Source organism: Bradyrhizobium sp. LA6.8 (assembly GCF_040547935.1).
GTDB classification, from domain to species: domain Bacteria; phylum Pseudomonadota; class Alphaproteobacteria; order Rhizobiales; family Xanthobacteraceae; genus Bradyrhizobium; species Bradyrhizobium barranii.
Genome location: NZ_JBEPQQ010000002.1, coordinates 1,329,262 through 1,344,765, shown reverse-complemented (window position 1 = coordinate 1,344,765; position 15,504 = coordinate 1,329,262). Strand labels below are relative to the sequence as shown.

Annotated in this window: 12 protein-coding genes; 6 read left to right on the top strand and 6 right to left on the bottom strand. The window is 58.8% G+C overall.

The window, feature by feature from the left end; genetic code table 11:
* The first annotated feature begins 28 nt into the window (after positions 1–28).
* From ABIA90_RS13370 to cap2-3, 6 genes are all read left to right on the top strand, one after another.
* Positions 29–1,108: a trypsin-like serine peptidase gene (locus ABIA90_RS13370; RefSeq protein ID WP_354120207.1), complete on the top strand. Its 1,080-nt coding sequence runs from the start codon at positions 29–31 to the stop codon at positions 1,106–1,108.
* Between the two features lie 191 nt (positions 1,109–1,299).
* On the top strand, positions 1,300–2,751 hold the full coding sequence (locus ABIA90_RS13365) for a hypothetical protein (RefSeq protein ID WP_354120206.1): 1,452 nt from the start codon (positions 1,300–1,302) through the stop codon (positions 2,749–2,751).
* A 15-nt stretch (positions 2,752–2,766) separates the two neighbouring features.
* A complete protein-coding gene (locus ABIA90_RS13360) occupies positions 2,767–3,090 on the top strand; it encodes a hypothetical protein (protein ID WP_354120205.1) in 324 nt (107 codons plus the stop codon).
* Between the two features lie 25 nt (positions 3,091–3,115).
* A complete protein-coding gene (locus ABIA90_RS13355) occupies positions 3,116–4,630 on the top strand; it encodes a tyrosinase family protein (RefSeq protein WP_354120204.1) in 1,515 nt (504 codons plus the stop codon).
* Between the two features lie 563 nt (positions 4,631–5,193).
* Positions 5,194–6,336, top strand: a complete 1,143-nt coding sequence (gene mblB / locus ABIA90_RS13350) for an anti-phage 6A-MBL system MBL-fold protein (protein ID WP_354120203.1) — start codon at positions 5,194–5,196, stop codon at positions 6,334–6,336.
* Entirely contained in the window at positions 6,329–8,737 is a 2,409-nt protein-coding gene (gene cap2-3, locus ABIA90_RS13345; protein WP_354120202.1) for an anti-phage 6A-MBL system cap2_3 protein, read from the top strand. Before mblB ends, cap2-3 begins: the two co-directional genes overlap by 8 nt.
* Here the strand turns inward: cap2-3 and ABIA90_RS13340 are convergent.
* From ABIA90_RS13340 to ABIA90_RS13315, 6 genes are all read right to left on the bottom strand, one after another.
* Positions 8,709–9,389, bottom strand: coding sequence for a hypothetical protein (locus tag ABIA90_RS13340; RefSeq protein WP_354120201.1), 681 nt, complete (start codon positions 9,387–9,389; stop codon positions 8,709–8,711). The genes cap2-3 and ABIA90_RS13340 overlap by 29 nt on opposite strands.
* 182 nt (positions 9,390–9,571) lie before the next feature.
* Complete coding sequence (locus tag ABIA90_RS13335; RefSeq protein ID WP_354120200.1) at positions 9,572–10,864, bottom strand: T6SS phospholipase effector Tle1-like catalytic domain-containing protein; 1,293 nt, start codon at positions 10,862–10,864, stop codon at positions 9,572–9,574.
* Between the two features lie 635 nt (positions 10,865–11,499).
* A complete protein-coding gene (locus tag ABIA90_RS13330) occupies positions 11,500–12,270 on the bottom strand; it encodes a hypothetical protein (protein WP_354120199.1) in 771 nt (256 codons plus the stop codon).
* Positions 12,271–12,951: 681 nt separating this feature from the next.
* Positions 12,952–13,722, bottom strand: coding sequence for an amino acid ABC transporter ATP-binding protein (locus ABIA90_RS13325; RefSeq protein ID WP_502916658.1), 771 nt, complete (start codon positions 13,720–13,722; stop codon positions 12,952–12,954).
* 15 nt (positions 13,723–13,737) lie between these two features.
* Positions 13,738–14,514, bottom strand: coding sequence for an SDR family NAD(P)-dependent oxidoreductase (locus ABIA90_RS13320; RefSeq protein WP_354120198.1), 777 nt, complete (start codon positions 14,512–14,514; stop codon positions 13,738–13,740).
* Positions 14,511–15,503 (bottom strand): NAD-dependent epimerase/dehydratase family protein, encoded by a 993-nt coding sequence (locus ABIA90_RS13315; RefSeq protein ID WP_354120197.1) that lies wholly within the window; start codon positions 15,501–15,503, stop codon positions 14,511–14,513. The genes ABIA90_RS13320 and ABIA90_RS13315 overlap by 4 nt, the downstream gene beginning before the upstream one ends.
* Between the last annotated feature and the right edge of the window lies 1 nt (position 15,504).

Sequence of the window (15,504 nt, the reverse complement as noted above, 5' to 3'; positions counted from 1 at the left end):
CTCATCACCTTGCGAAGATGACCCCAAGATGGCGACGGAATTCGGCGCTAATACGACTTGGGGCAAAAATCTACAACCATCGGCCCCCTCGACGGCGCTGATGCTCGGAAAGGATATTCGTTGGATTAGAGTTGCCGTGAAGGCAGAGACTTTCGGTCCAAAATGGACCCTGACGATCAGAGACGCCAAGGGACGCCCACTGCAAACCTTATCGTCCAGCTTTGTAGCGCAGGATCGACCGTTCTGGACGGATCGCTTGCCGACCAACGAACTCCATTTCTTCCTCGAAAGCGCTGATCCGGCCGCCAAGGTAAGACTGGCCGAATATGTCGCCATGTCGACGACGGCTAAGCGACCCTATTACTCGATACAGGGTGACAAAGAAGTGTGGGTCGATCTCTTCGAGTCACCACTGGAAACCGTCGACACATTACGTCGACGAAAAGGCGACGCCGTAGGAATGCTCGTCGCGCATTCCGGCTCGAACTTGAACGGGTTCAAGGTTTGGAGTTGTAGCGGCTTCTTGATCGCCGGCGCACCGAAGATGCTTTTCGTAACAAACGACCATTGTGGGGGCCCTTGGAGCGCCGAAGATCGGTGGTCGTCCGGAATATGCGAGACTGCAGTCATCGACTTCTCTTGGGATGGAGACCAGATCAACCGAGAATTTGGGTGTCGGACCGTGATGATTCGCGACCAAGCGAACGATCTCGCCATCCTTGAACTTACGGGCGCCCAAACCGATGTACCGCCCATGGCGCTTGTACTTCGAAACAAACCGCTTACGGAGGAGTCCATATTCATCATTCACCATCCCGCCTCCCTTTCGAAGCAGATTTCGTTCAACTGCAAAGGTATCACCGAGGCTGCGTCCGCGGTCGGCACCGTAAATCTCCAATCTGATTTTGCGCACCTTTGCGATACCGAAGGGGGCAGCTCCGGCGCACCGGCACTGGACAACGATGGCCTCGTCGTAGGCGTCCACCATCTTGGATTTCAGAAGGACTCGCATGGCAAATGTGACATGTTGAGCAAGGCCGTCAACGTCGCAAAGCTCATTGCACTTCTCCAATCCAATAAGGCATTGACTGGCTACGAGATCAAATGACACGAAGCGCTTCGACGGTCCACCGATGTTCTCAGGAGCGTAGGACCCTTTTAGATCCGTCACGCATTGTTCCATCTGAAGACCCGTCTTCGCTAACTTCGGCCGCCTAAATGATTCATTGCTGCACGTTCTGCGAATACTGAAGGCGTAGATTGCCAACAAACTTTCACTTCCTTCCGGGAGGTAAGTTCATGACAAACAATCTGAACAACATTTTGCTGCGACTTTCCTCGACCGTGGTTTTTTGCACGATCGTCGGTCACGCCGCGATTGCCGATTGTCCAGCCGATCCGAAATGGCTACCGCAAACGCCGGCGCCGACCTTCGATAGGCCACCACCGCACCCAGCACCGGATTGCGTTTTCTACAAACCCGCCTGGCACAACTTCTTGTTCGCTGCCCAACCTGTGAATGGAAATCCGGCCTTTCTCTCCTACCCAACGATCGGCGATGTGTTTGGACCCGCCATCGCATCGAAATTCGCGGCCAAGAGGCTGAACCTACTGGCTGTAGCGCCCCGCGCATTAAAAGGGTCGAATAACTTCACTGCTGATGTCACGAAATTCCCGGGACAGAGCACCGCCGGCTCCATAAACGCCGGGGTGCGTCAAGCCGGATTTGCTGGCCTTCTGATCGATCAGAGTGGCCAACCAATCTTCTACGCCATCCACATGAACCAGACGTTCGTCGACTTCGTTCGGGCTAACAAGTTGACCACCAAGGCGGCGGTCGAGAGCGCCGACCCCAACCTCGAACTTCCAAAGGGAGCGGTCGAGCTTAAATCTGCTTGGCGCGTCGTCCCGAAGGGTAGCATTCCGTTGAATTACATCACGGTTGCCGAGGCCAGCGTTCCCACGCTTAAGCGTAACGGTCAGAATCTTGAAATCGATGAGTCGGCACCGCCTCGCACTGAAACTGTCGCGTTGCTTGCGCTTCACGTGGTGTTCATACCCGAAGGACATCCCGAATTCGTCTGGGCCACCTTCGAACATGTGGACGAAAACGGCGTACGCGATCTGGCACCGGGTGCTGCAGCTCAGCCTTCCGTCGACAACGGTCTGCCGGGCGGCGTCGACGGACCGATCAGTGCACAGGACTTCACGCTTTACAAAAAGGGCACCCTCGCGTCGGTGGCGAACCATTTCCTGAAGGACGACGCGATGGCGTCCTCGTTCGATGAGAAATCTCAAACATTTGTCAGCGGCGGGAAACCGGTTGAGACGTCTGTCTATCGGCTATTTCCTGGATCAAAGTCGGTCGGAACGGGTACAGGCGAAGACGGTGACGTCACCGATCTCAACACGTCCATGACGTCGCTGTTTGCGCAGAGCGCTCCGAACGACCCGCGGCGCAATTATCGGCTCGTCGGTGCTATCTGGATGGATAAGCCGCAACTCTTCACGGTGAACATGCCTATCGCAAATCCGGCCGGCATGGATACGGACGATCCGGCTGCGATCGTCGCCGGCGAAGATGGTCTCTCGAGCATGGCGATGGAGTCCTTCACTCAGAACAGCTTCGTCAACTGCTTCAGTTGTCACGATACGCAGGCTGTGACGGACAGCAACGCTAACGTCGTATTGAAAGCTAAGAAGCTGAACGTCAGCCACATCTTCTCGAAGTTCGTCATCGACTCGAAATAACGGGAGGAGACCAAAATGGGTTTCGATCAAGTCAAAGGCATCCTCGAACAAGGCATGACAACATGGACCCAAGCCAAGGGCAGGCCGGCGAATCTGCAGGGCCACGGCCCGACCTTTAAATGGGACACCAAGGCAAATCTCCTTGCTGCTTCAGGCCATGGAAAACCGCTCATTCAGCACGAAGTCATCGGCAAGAACGGAGCCGCTGCGAACCTGGTGATCGATCTCCGGTCTGGTATCGATAGTCCGGCCTTGCGAATGCCGAAGGGCGGCCCGTTCATACCGGATGATCAGATCAAGATCATCGAGGACTGGATCACGCAAGGATGCCCGGACTGACGTCCCGACTCGCAGGAGAACCAAGATGACGCTTACGCGAAGGGCGATACTCTCGTACGCCGCGCTTATCGGTCTGCCTCAGGTCGTCGTTCAGACGGCGGCCCAAGCACAAACCGGCGCCGTGCGAACACGCCAGAATGCCAAAACATTCTCGCAGGACCCTCAGAAGGTGGCCGCCTTGCGCGCCGGCGTCGGCAAGATGAAGGCCAGAACCCAGGCAAATCAGAACGACCCCCTCGGATGGTATTATTGGTCGGCGGTTCACGGTACGACCGACGACCCGGGCAATCTGGGTAATATCTATAATCAGTGCGAGCACACGCGCTTTAGGCCCAATCCACTGCGCCCAACGGCCGTGGCTGAACACTTCATCTCCTGGCACCGTCCGTTTCTCTTCTTCTTCGAGGCAACGCTCAAACGCGCCGCCCAGGAAGCCGGAGCGACGACCCCGTTCGAGCTACCCTACTGGAATTGGTATGAAGACGACGATGTGCCGAAGATTTTCACTGAAGGCAGTGAGGCGACGAATCCGTTGTGGCACGCCAGAGTGAACGAGAGCGTCAACAGCAGCGCGTTATCGCGATCGCCGCTCGACCAGAAGGCCCTCTTGCCGCCCTCTGTGTCCGACTGGCGTAAGTGCTTCTCGATCCCGTTTGAGCTGGATCCGCACGGCGCCGTTCACAACCTGATCGGCGGGGACATGGGAAATATCCTGGCTTCGGCGAGAGATCCGGTTTTTTGGGTTCATCATGCTAATATCGACAGGCTCTGGACGGTTTGGACGAAGATGGCCGGTCACGCGAATCCGAGCGACACAGCATGGAAGCAAACGACCTTCACGTACGACCAGGCTGGCGACATGAAGCAGACGGCCGGTGCGGTGGTAGATAGTCAAGGTTCGCTCGGATACCGTTATGATGACGAGACGCCGGTTCCGGTATTTCAACCGGCTGTGGTTGCTGCAGCCACCATCCAAAGCGACGCGCCGATGCCTCTTCCTGGTCCCACTGCTAATTCAGCGATGGCTACTGTTGCCGCGGCGAAGCCAGTGACGCTCGGCGCAAGCTCGGTGGCGGTCGACCTCAAGCTGCCGCAATCGGCCCAAACGCAGCTACATGGTCTCACCACCACCGGCACCCCGGCCGGTCCTGGTGCAATTACCGCGGCGTGGCTCGTCCTCGAGGACGTCGAGATCGGTGCCGACGGCAAGAACGGTGGTTTCAGCTTCAACATTCTGGCGACGCTGCCGGACGGACAGCAAGGCATCCGGCAGGTCAAAGTAGGACAACTCGGCACGTTCACCTGGCCTACTGATGACGGGGGCCACGGCGCTCACGGGGGGCATCTGGCGCCTGTAACGCTTACCATTCCGCTGAAGGACGTACTTTCGGAGCTTGGTTTGTCGAATCCTGGAGAACTCGCCAACGGCCTACGGGTCGTCTTTCAAGCTCAGCATAAGGAGAAGCCAGGCGAACCGCCCAAGCAGTTCGTGAAGGTAGGGTCGATCTCGATCAAGACCTCGACCGCCCCTCTGCAATAGTGACGTTCCCGACGTCGTGTACCTCGAACGTCAGATCGCCGATCATTGTTGCGGCGTCATTTGCGTTGGCTTTTTGCGCTCGGTGAGACGGTCTGCATGCTCCCAAACCGCCTCACCCGACCGAGAGAGTCAACGCAGCCGTGTCACGAGACCAGAGAAAACTCAAGGATTCGAATAATTCGTCGCTCAGGACGTCCGGAGCGCGCCGGCTGCGGATTAAAGCGAAGAGCTGGATCTTCTCCACACGGCCTTAATTTTTGTCGGCGAAGTGTCTGAGAGTCCGCATTTAGAAGCAATTAGTCCCACCATCGATGCTGCCTAGACACCGCCATCGCACCTCCCTTCAACAAGATCGCGCAACAGACTGTCGCAATCGCCTGAATTGTCGAAGAATATTGGCTCACGTTAAGGGTGATTCGTACAGGTTGCCTCGATTCCCAAAGAGTCAACGACCATTCAAGTGTTTTGCGCGGGAAAAGTAGATGTTCGACCTCTTGCGGCGAAGCGACATCACCGCCAACTCATCGCAAGTTTCAATTACACCGTTAGATTAGAGAAGCTTCATGGACCCGCGCATCACCTATTTCCCCGTCGGGAACGGGGACTGCTCGCTGATCACCCTCAGCGACAACACCCAGATCATCATCGACTGCAACACGACCCAGGAAGCGAGCGACGAGGACGATCCCAGTCGCTACGACGTGCATCAGCACTTGCTCGATTTCGGCAAGAAGCTCGGTGGCAAGATTCCCCATGTCGACGTGTTCATCCTGACCCATGCTGATCAGGATCACTGTCGCGGCTTCGACACGATGTTCTACACGGGCGACCCGTCCAAATACACAGTGAAGCACTCCAAGGAAGACCTGATCCTCATCGACGAGCTCTGGTTCACTCACCGTATCTTCGCCAACCACGAGGGCGAGCTGTCGAAGTGGGCCAAGGCGTTCAAGAAGGAAGCGCAACGCCGCATCGATCTCCATCTCGCGAAGTCGTCCGTACGCAACGATGCTGGCAACCGCATTCGCGTCGTCGGTCACAGCAATAACCCGGCCTATAAGGGGCTCGGCGACTTGGTCATTACGCCCGGCAACTACATCGACGTCATCGACCGCAAGACGAAAAAGGACTTCCGCTTCTTCGTCCATGCGCCGTTCCGCAAGGAGGTCGACGACAAGCTGGCCGACCGCAACGACACCAGTGTGGTGCTGCAGGCCTGCTTCGACGTGGGTGGAACGAAGAACGCCGGTCTTGCCATGTTCGGCGGCGACGCCGGCGCGGCGATCTGGTCGAAAATTCTGGAACTCAGCGACGACGACAAGCTGGCGTTCGACCTCTTCCTCGCGCCGCATCACTGTTCGTGGACGTTCTTCAGCGAGGAGGAATACAAGCACAACAAGGTGCCGGCCGAGGATTCGCTTGCCATCCTCGACAAGGGTCTAGACGGCGCGCGTGTGATCGCGTCGTGCAAGCAGATCAAGGACGACGACGACAATCCTCCGCATTTCGCGGCCAAGGAAGAGTACGAAGAGGTCGTCGGCGCGGAGAATTTCATCAGCCTCGCGGAAGTAGGAGACCAGAAGCGCCCTCTGCCGACCACCTTCGAAATGAGCGAAAATGGGCCGGTTCTGCTAGATCCGAAGGACGTCGATCACATCGACGACGCCGTCAAGACGGTCGCGAGCACGCCGCAGACCTATGGATGATTTCTTCACGTCAACGTTGGTCGAGGACGACGAAACCCAGCTTCTCCCGGAGATTCGCGACTCGATCTCCCTGTTGAGATCGCGCTTCCCCAACCAGGACGTCAAAGCGTTGAAGTGGAACGACGACTGGATCGCCGTGCCGCTCGTCGTCGACGTCGAACTCCCCGGGAGGGGGCCCGTTGGGGGCGTCGACATCCAAAAACGCGAGCCGGTCGCACTTCTGTTCGAACGGCGGATCTTCCCGTATCGCGCTCCCCTCGTCTATTCGAACCGTCGAGACTTTCCGAAGACCAAGTTTCCCCACATCAACGTCACTGCGCCGAAGCAGCCCGCCTGGCTGTGCCTGCATCGCGGTTCGATCGACGCATGGTTTGCCGAACACGACGTCTATGAACTGGTCCAAAGGGCGCGGGGTTGGTTTCGCGACGCGGCCCGTGATCGCCTTGTGCCGGAAGGTGACGGCTTCGAACCCACGCGTTCGGCCAAGACCCGGGGTACCTTCATTTACGAACCGAAGTCGAACCTGGATCGCATCGCGGACGGTTGGAAGGCAACGGGTGGTGCGGCCGGCTACAGCCTCATCGCGTTCGACCTATTGGACGATGACAGCAAAGCCGAGATCGGCGAGGCCGGCTTCTCGGTCCGGCGGGCGGCTGACGTTCCGCCCTACGTCTACAAGGAGCACCTCAATCTGGCAGAGCTCCTGAACGATTTCGCGGAGAAGCCCGAGTCGAAGGGACAGTTTCAGCGCCGCCTCTTCGGGGTCCTCGTTTGGGCGGTCGAGCGAGACGTGTCGCGCGAATATTTCGGCGAGCTCCCGACGACGCTGGGCGAGCTCGTCGTCTGGGGCGACGATCGCGGACTATCGATCGGGCCCGCGCTAGCGGAATATCTGGCGAACGGCTTCCACCTGTTCGCTGGCGTGCCGGTGATCGTCGCTATAAGGCGGCCCCGAAACATCATCGGGACGAATTCCGACGTCGAGCTGCTGAACTTGCTGGTGACCGCCGGCGGAGATCACCGGCCGAGCGAAGGGTCCTGGAACCTCGATGCGGCCGTTCGTCTGGCCGATCACCGAACGCCGCTGACGCCTTCCTTCGCCCGGGAGATATCGGCGATCGCGCCGGAGAACGCTGCGCAGCCCTCGCTTCTGTTCGGCGCAGGAGCCTTGGGGTCCAAGGTCGCCTCCCATCTCGCGCGCAGCGGCAACGTCGAACTGAAGATATTCGATTGGGCCCATATGTCCCCGCACAATCTCGTCCGACACGCTCTGGGAGGAAGTTCGATCGGAAAGCCGAAGGCCGAAGCGCTCAAGGACGAATTGCTGAAGCTCTATCCGGGACAGAAAGACCTGCCGATCGAGGCAAGCGCCGTCTCGGTTCTGTCGACTTTGAGGGGAGAGAATTTTGCGGACGGTTATCGAAACCTGATCGATCTGACCGCCTCCAACGTCGTGCTCAACGCGCTTCGCGACGCCGCCCTGCCCGAGACGCTGCGCGTGCATCGCGCTGAGATCGCACATCGCGGCAAGCTCGGCCTGCTGTCGATCGAGGGAGAGGGGCGCAATCCGCGGATCGACGACCTCCAAACGCTGATCTACGATTCCGCGATCGAGGACGATGCGGTCGCTGCCTGGCTGGAGGAGGTCAAGTCGACGCGCGAAGATCGCGTCGGATCCGGCGGCCTCGAGGACATCCAGGTCGGATTGAGCTGCAGTTCGGCGACCATGCGGTTGGCCGACGAGGTGGTGTCGTTTCACGCCGCAGCCGCTACCCGTCGGCTGCGGCCCTATCTGGCCAAGGACGGGCCGGCGCGGACTGAGGGCGTCGTCAATCTGAGTTTCCTTGGCGAAGAAGGCGACAGTCGCGCGAGCGCGCGGACCATCGACCCGACCGTGGTGCTCGGCGCCGACTATGGATGGCAAATTCGAATCGCGGCGACTGCCGCGAAGCAGATGTCAGAACTGATGCGTCGGCACAGTCCGAGCGAGACCGGCGGGATCCTGATCGGCCGCCGGGCGGCGACAAGGAAGACGATTTACGTGACCCGCTTAGTGCCGGCTCCGCCCGACAGCCGAGGCACGCCCTGGGTCTTCATGAGGGGTACGGAGAAACTGCCGGAAGCCATCGCTCTAGTCGAACGCCGTACTGGCGGTCTGCTGACCTACGTCGGCGAGTGGCACACTCACCCCGCGGGCGGATCGGATCTCAGCGACACGGATAAGACCGCGGTCATCAACCTGCGAGGCATTCTCGACCGCGTCGGTCAACCAACCTTGGTAACCATCGTGACGCCGGAGGAAATCCGGCCTCATCTCTTCGAGCCGACGAGTCCGCCGCTCGTTCTCGATCCGCCGCGACGTCGGTCCGGCTTCATGCGCGTGGTTTTTTGGCGGCGTTAGAAGTCGCTGGTTTTCCGGCCTTCTGGGCCAGCACCGTGCAAACGAACCGGACGCCGTACGTAGCGGCCGCATGCCGGACGACAATCAGTTGAAGCACAAGAATGCCGAAATACAGACCGCATGCCCTCCATGGTGCGACGAGAAACAGCGCAGCGATACCGAGCCCGATGACGAATAGTGCGGCCAGACCCGTGTAATCCCGCAGCAGCAGATAGTCGCGGTGCACCTGCAGAACGGCAGGAACGTCCTGTACTTCAAGGTAAAACCGATACCAAAGGCTGTTCTGCTCCTTAGGATCGCTCGGAACCTTGTTGCCGCACGCGCGCTGCAGACGGATGAAATCTATCCGTGGATCTACCTTCGCGTGTACACTGAACGCGCGATGCCCTGGAAGGACATTGATCCATCGCAGAAACACCAACCGCTCCTTCATTGCCGAAGCGAGCAGTCCGTTGGCGATCGTCGTGACCACAACGGCGAGACCGACGGGTAATAGGTTTGCAGCCCCCGTAAGGGCCGCCTTGATCCCGGACAATTCGAACGTAGACCACTGACACGCCCCGTAGAATACAACGGCGTTAGCGGCGATGATGAGCCAGAGCTGGCGCCGATTTTGCTCCTTCAGCTTCTGCGATCCGCCTTTTTTTGTCATCTTACTTTCAACCCTAGTCACCTTGCATTCAATGCTTGCACCCCAAAACTCGCAGCGGGCTTCGTTCGAAAGACCGAACGTTGCACCGGCGAACATTAGATCTAAGCTTTGCCCGACAAATAGCTACAACCCGATAGACAGCGTCGAGTTAAGAGCAGGTGATCCGGACACGGGCCTGATCCTTATGGTTCCGGCACTGCAGTCGTAGGTTTCTCCGCTGACACCGACGTCTGCAAAGTGGCTGGATCGACGTTCTTGCGCTTTGCCCACTCGACGAGATTAGCCGGTCGGTATTCCGCATCAGCGCGCCAACGCTTAAACACGCTGGCGTCGATCGTCTCATTGACGGTCGGGTGGGTACCGTCGTCTTTGATTTCGGGGTCGGCACCGATCGGACGGTAAAGCGGCGCGAAGACATGATGGTAGTATCCGTAACCGAAGTCCCGATAGGAATCGGTAATAGGTGCTGTGACGACGTCGCCTTCAAGTTCAACCTCGGACCTGAATGCCAGCCCGTGCGATTCGGCCTTCTTCATGAGCCAACGTAGCGGCGCCTGGTTCAGAAGGTCGGTCTCGTACCCCCCACCAACGTTGGCGTGAGCCCCGACGAACCATCGCTGCTCAACGCCGGACATCGGACGGGGTCGCGCGATTACAGCATTCGGATCCTTGGGATGCCGGACGGTCCAGAGAGTGGGGGCGAAATCCTTGCGGTGCTCGTCGATGGCAAGGGCATGATATCCGTTGAGGATGTGGATCCGGAGCCCGGTCTGCAGGTAGTCGAATTGCTGGCGGCTGATGCCCTTGATGTTGCCCGCCGCAAGGCCTACGGAACCAACGGTGTCCCAGACACCGATCATCTTAACGTCGGCCAGCTGGGAATACTTGAGTAGCCACCGCTCCTGCTCCGACAGCTTGCCGACGTCGCCGGACTGCTGGATCTCCTTCAACCTCCAGATAGTCTCCTCGTCGCCTTTCCTGTACCGTTCGAAGAGCTCGGCCACGCCGATGGGTGAACCTGCCTTCAGGATGCCGTTAATCGCGACCAAGCCGGCGAGCGCCCTCGCGGTATAGCCGCCGCGGCTAAACCCGAAGATGAAGATCTCGTCCCCCTCGTTATAATTTTCGACAAGCCACTCGTAGGCCAGGCGGATGTTGTCATCGATGCCCTGCCCGAACATGCCGCCGATGATGCCGTTGACGCCGACCGAGTAATAGACGAGCTGGGGCTTGTCATCCTTACCTTTGGACGTGGTCAGCGCCCGCATCCGCCAGACGTTCGTATTGCTATCGACAGAATTCCACGTCCCGTCGAGATAGATCGCGAGGCGCTTCTGCTTCTGGTCGGCGCCGGCGAAGGTCGGCTGGCTCCCACTTTTTTCTGCCGGTTTGCCAATGATCACGCCGATCCAAACGATTCCGATGATCACAAGCCAATGCGCGATCCGCTCAAACCAATGCCAAGCCGTTCTCATCTCGATCTCCGGAATTCAAAGCGCGGGCCGACCGCCTCGATACGCCCGCCTTCCCTAGCGATAGCGCGTCTATCGATTCGATGCACGCATTGCGTTTATTTGAAAGATTTGCTCTACTTTAGCGCGTTCGGCGGGGAAAGGCCGCAAATGAGTCGCGGAAACGCTTTCACTCAACCGCGACGAGGGCCGCTCTTGGCGCACTGATCTAGTCCTACGGGACCGGTTCATCGTTGTCCCCATCAGGGCGCCAAACGTTGCGGGCTTGATCGATATCCGAGTCGTGTGGGGCGGACGAATGAGCACGGATCGCGGATTCCAGGAGCAGTGCGTATCCGCGCCAACTGGCGTTGAGCGATGTACTGATTTTGGACCACTCTTGCCGCGAGAGCTGCCAATTCAGATACAATGCGCATCAGTCCGAAATCACGATGAGCACTTATGCCGCGGATTACGAGTAACGTACGGCGGCGCGCGCGTTAAGCTAAAGGAACACATCGGATATGGCGTCAGCACCGAGCCGAGCCACACGATCCGCGTTACTTTCTTCTTTGATGAAAAGGCACGGAAAGTGGTTGTAGGCTATGTCGGACGGCACCAAGCCACCCGCAAGTCGAATTAATGCCTATCAAGGCCCGCTACTCGGTACCTTTCCGCAAAGGCGTTCCTTTGGGAAGGGTGAAGCGCGAGGATGAACCGGGCGGGTGCGCGAACCCAAAGAAGGTTTCTTCGCTGAACGGGTAAGACGACACACGATTTATGAATTCATCGTCTTCCTGGAGAGCCGTACGGATAAGTCCGGCAAGTTCGTTCTGCTTCTTCGTCCCGTACTCAATCATCCGCGCCAGGCTCTTTTCAATCAAGGTGAGCAGTGATTGGACGACCACGGCCTTGGAACCCACTCTGATACGCGGGTAGCTGAACGCAAAACCAGAGGGATTGGTGCGAAGCACGATGTGGTCGTGATTCCAGGGACCGCCGACGTGATTGTCGCCGCGGCCATAGTGAGCCACGACGTTGTCGCGAAGCGCAGTGATATCAGCGTGCAAGACTTTCTGTTCAGGCGTGTAGGACCCAAGCACGTCAATCTTGTGCCTTTCCTTGGTGCTGCTGTGGACGGCCCGGCAATAGAGCATTAGCGCGTGAATAAACACGGCCTCCATAAAAATCTGCCCAGTCTCCGTGGGCGCGCCGGAGGTTGCATCCCTCGGAAGAGCGCGGCAAGCATCGATGGCTTTTTTTGCCTCTTCTAGATCGGCGCGAATGGAGAGCGAGGCTTCAAGATTTCTGAGGGCTCGTACGAGCTGGACAAAACGCCCGTCCTTGAGCGAAGCGTTCGCGAAGGCCAGGGTTAGATCGAACGCGCCATAGTGAACATGTTTGCCAACCCCCGATAGCTCGGCCGTCATGGTATGCGATCCTCTTTTTCGGCCCCGGGCATGACTTCGACGAATCGCTCATCAGGCCGGTTTTTTTTACAGCTCCGCCGCTTCGTCCCATGGTACACGCATACAGACATCATGTCTTCGGTGTCTTCAGCAGGCGGGCATCGAGCGCATCGAACGCGCGTCGGTTTTGCTCGCCTACTTCATCGAAATGGATGGAGACGTGCACCTTCCGATGTTCGAGAGGTTTGAAGCCGAGCTTGCCGAATTGAAAGCGCGCTGAGACGACGCGCAGTCGTGCGCCCCTCTGCTGGAAAGCTACAGCCGCGAGGGCGGAGTGAAGGCAATCGAGTCCAAGAATTCAGGTTTGAGCTCGAGCGGAGGACCATCACCGTATTTGGGTTTGCCTGTTCGGCGTCCCCTCAAGCCCTCGATTAGGCTGTCCGGCGCCTTAGCAGCGATCAAGCGATCCTTAAGGCTGCGGCGAAGAGAATAAACGCTGTGCCCCTTCGAAAGAAGCAAGTCATTCTACTGAAGACATTTGTTGAGAGAATCTTGCACGGAGCCCCAGGACTTCCTTCGAGGTTAGGGGAAGCACTTTGCTCCGCACTGGAGTTAGCTATTCCAGTGAAGCCAAATCTTCGCCAGTTATGAGGATGAGCACGCAATCTACTAGCGACCAGGCGATCGCGGCTGTTGGATGCCTTAGTGCATGATTTGTTTGAGGAACGCACGAGTTCGCTCCTGTTTAGGATCGGAGAAGAACTCGAGAGGCAAGCCCTCTTCGATAATTACACCAGCATCCATGAACACCACTCTGTCTGCAACACTTCGCGCAAAACCCATCTCGTGAGTCACACATACCATCGTCATCCCTTCGCGCGCTAGCGAGACCATCACGTCGAGGACCTCCTGGACCATCTCTGGATCCAAAGCTGACGTCGGCTCGTCGAACAGCATAACTTTCGGCTTCATGCAGAGCGCTCGGGCAATCGCAACGCGCTGCTGTTGTCCGCCGGAGAGCTGGCTCGGATACTTGTCCGCATGCTCAACGATCCGCACCCGTTCCAGATACTGCCTTGCCGTCGCTTCGGCCTCTGGCTTTGGAATATTCCGGATCTTGACAGGCCCGATCATCAAGTTCTGCAGCACGGTGAGATGCGGAAACAGGTTGAACTGCTGGAACACCATTCCGACATCGCGGCGCACCACGTCCACATTTTTCGTGGTGTGATCGAGTTCAACGCCGTTGACGATGATTTTGCCGTCACGGTGCTCCTCGAGCCGGTTGATGCAGCGAATCATGGTTGATTTTCCGGACCCGGAAGGACCGCAGACCACCACGCGCTCGCCGCGCGCGACGCGGAAGTTGATGTCCTTCAGCACTTGAGTGCTGCCGTACCACTTGCTGACCCCTGTCATCTCGATGATTGGCGCGGCTGCGGTGGCATTTGTGGAATCAGGCTTGCTCATCATGGGGATCTCCAGGACTCACGCGGCCATCCAGCCGCCATCGACGAGAATGTTCTCACCGGTGATAAAGGTTGCATCGTCCGAAGCCAGAAAAAGCGCGGCCCCGGCGACGTCGTCGGGCGCGCCTAGGCGCGGCATCGGCGTGCGGCTGCGTGAATAGTCCATCCAGCGTGCTTCCGCGGCACGACCCGGCTTGCCCGTCACGATCTTGCCGGGCGCCACCGCGTTACAGATGACATGATCCCGCGCATAATCGGCGGCGATTTGCCGGGTGATGTAGACGACGCCGGCTTTCGAAGTGCCGTAGGCGATATCCTCCGGACAGGCGATCATGCCGTGTTGAGATGAGATATTGACAATACGGCCGCGCACGCCGTTGCGCGCCTCCTGCTTTAGCATTACGGCGACGGCAGCCTTGCTCATCAAGAATACGCCGGTGAGATTGACCGCAAAGGCGCGGTTCCACTCGTCAAGGCTGGTCTCTAGCAGCGGCTTGCCTATCCCGATGGCGGCATTGTTAACGAGACCATCGAGCCGCCCGAAGGTCTGCACGGCCAACCCAATCGCCTCTTGAGCTTCGCTTTCGGACGACACGTCAGTGCGGATGAACTTTGCCTCGTGCCCCGCCGCCCGCAGCCGATCGATGGTCGGAACGCCACCTTCACGCACGTCGGTGGTGACATCGGCCAGCACCAGCCGTGCGCCTTCGGCAGCAAAACGGAAAGCGATGGCGCGCCCAATACCGGACGATGCTCCCGTGATCACGATCGATTTGCCAAGTAGTCGCTCGGTCATGATGCACTCCCGGCGCGGCCATTAAACCCCATCCAAGATAGATAATCATTGGCCGCCTCGCTCACCGAAAAGGCCGGACTGAAGCCAGTGTCGCGGACAAGACGCGCGATGCTCAAGGGCGCGCGATCGACAGGCAGATTGTAAACAATGCTGGAGGTCTCGCCTGATGCGGCGTTCCGCCAGCGGAAATCCGGAAAGCGAGCCCCCAACGTTCGACACCAGCTCGGCAGGTCTGACAGGCCGCCGCCACCGACGTGATAGACCGTATGGCCGAGGGATGCGCCCATGGCGACCGCAGCGATACCGGCGGCAGCATCACGCGAGTAGATCCAGTCTGCGCGCATCGCGCGCGGTAGCACCGCCTCGTGACCAGACTGGAGTGCCTGCAGGACCTGGTGGTGCGGGCTGAGCGCATCTCGCACCGGGGTCGGCAATTCCCAAGGACCATAGACGGGGCCGAGCCGGACAATCCGTGTGTCGCAGCCGTGGAGATGCGCGATCCTGATCGCCGCCTGTTCCGCCGCAAGCTTGCTGATACCGTAGAGTGCGGCTGGCGCCGGATGGCTGATCGCTTCCTCGAAATAGCCGGACGGGGCAGGTGCAGAAAAACCGTAGACGGCAACAGAACTTACCGCGACGACACGTCGAATTCCGCCGTGCGCGATCGCGCGCTCCATCAAGTTGATTGTACCGCCGACATTGACATCGACGATCCGGCGAGCATCCGTACGTTCGCGCTGCTCATTCGGTGTCACTGCGGCCGCGTGGACTATGCGGTCGATTGGCGCAGCTGCCAGCGCCGCGTCGAGATCGGTTTGGCACGTGACATCGCCGTTGACGCAGACGGCGCCTGCAAGCTCAGATCGCGCCAGCAGCTCCATCGGGGCCGGCGCCAAGTCGAACAGCACGACACGCTGGCCCGCCGCCAGAAAACGCTCCGCCAGCGCGAGCCCGATGAATCCGGCACCGCCGGTGATCAACGTGGCCATA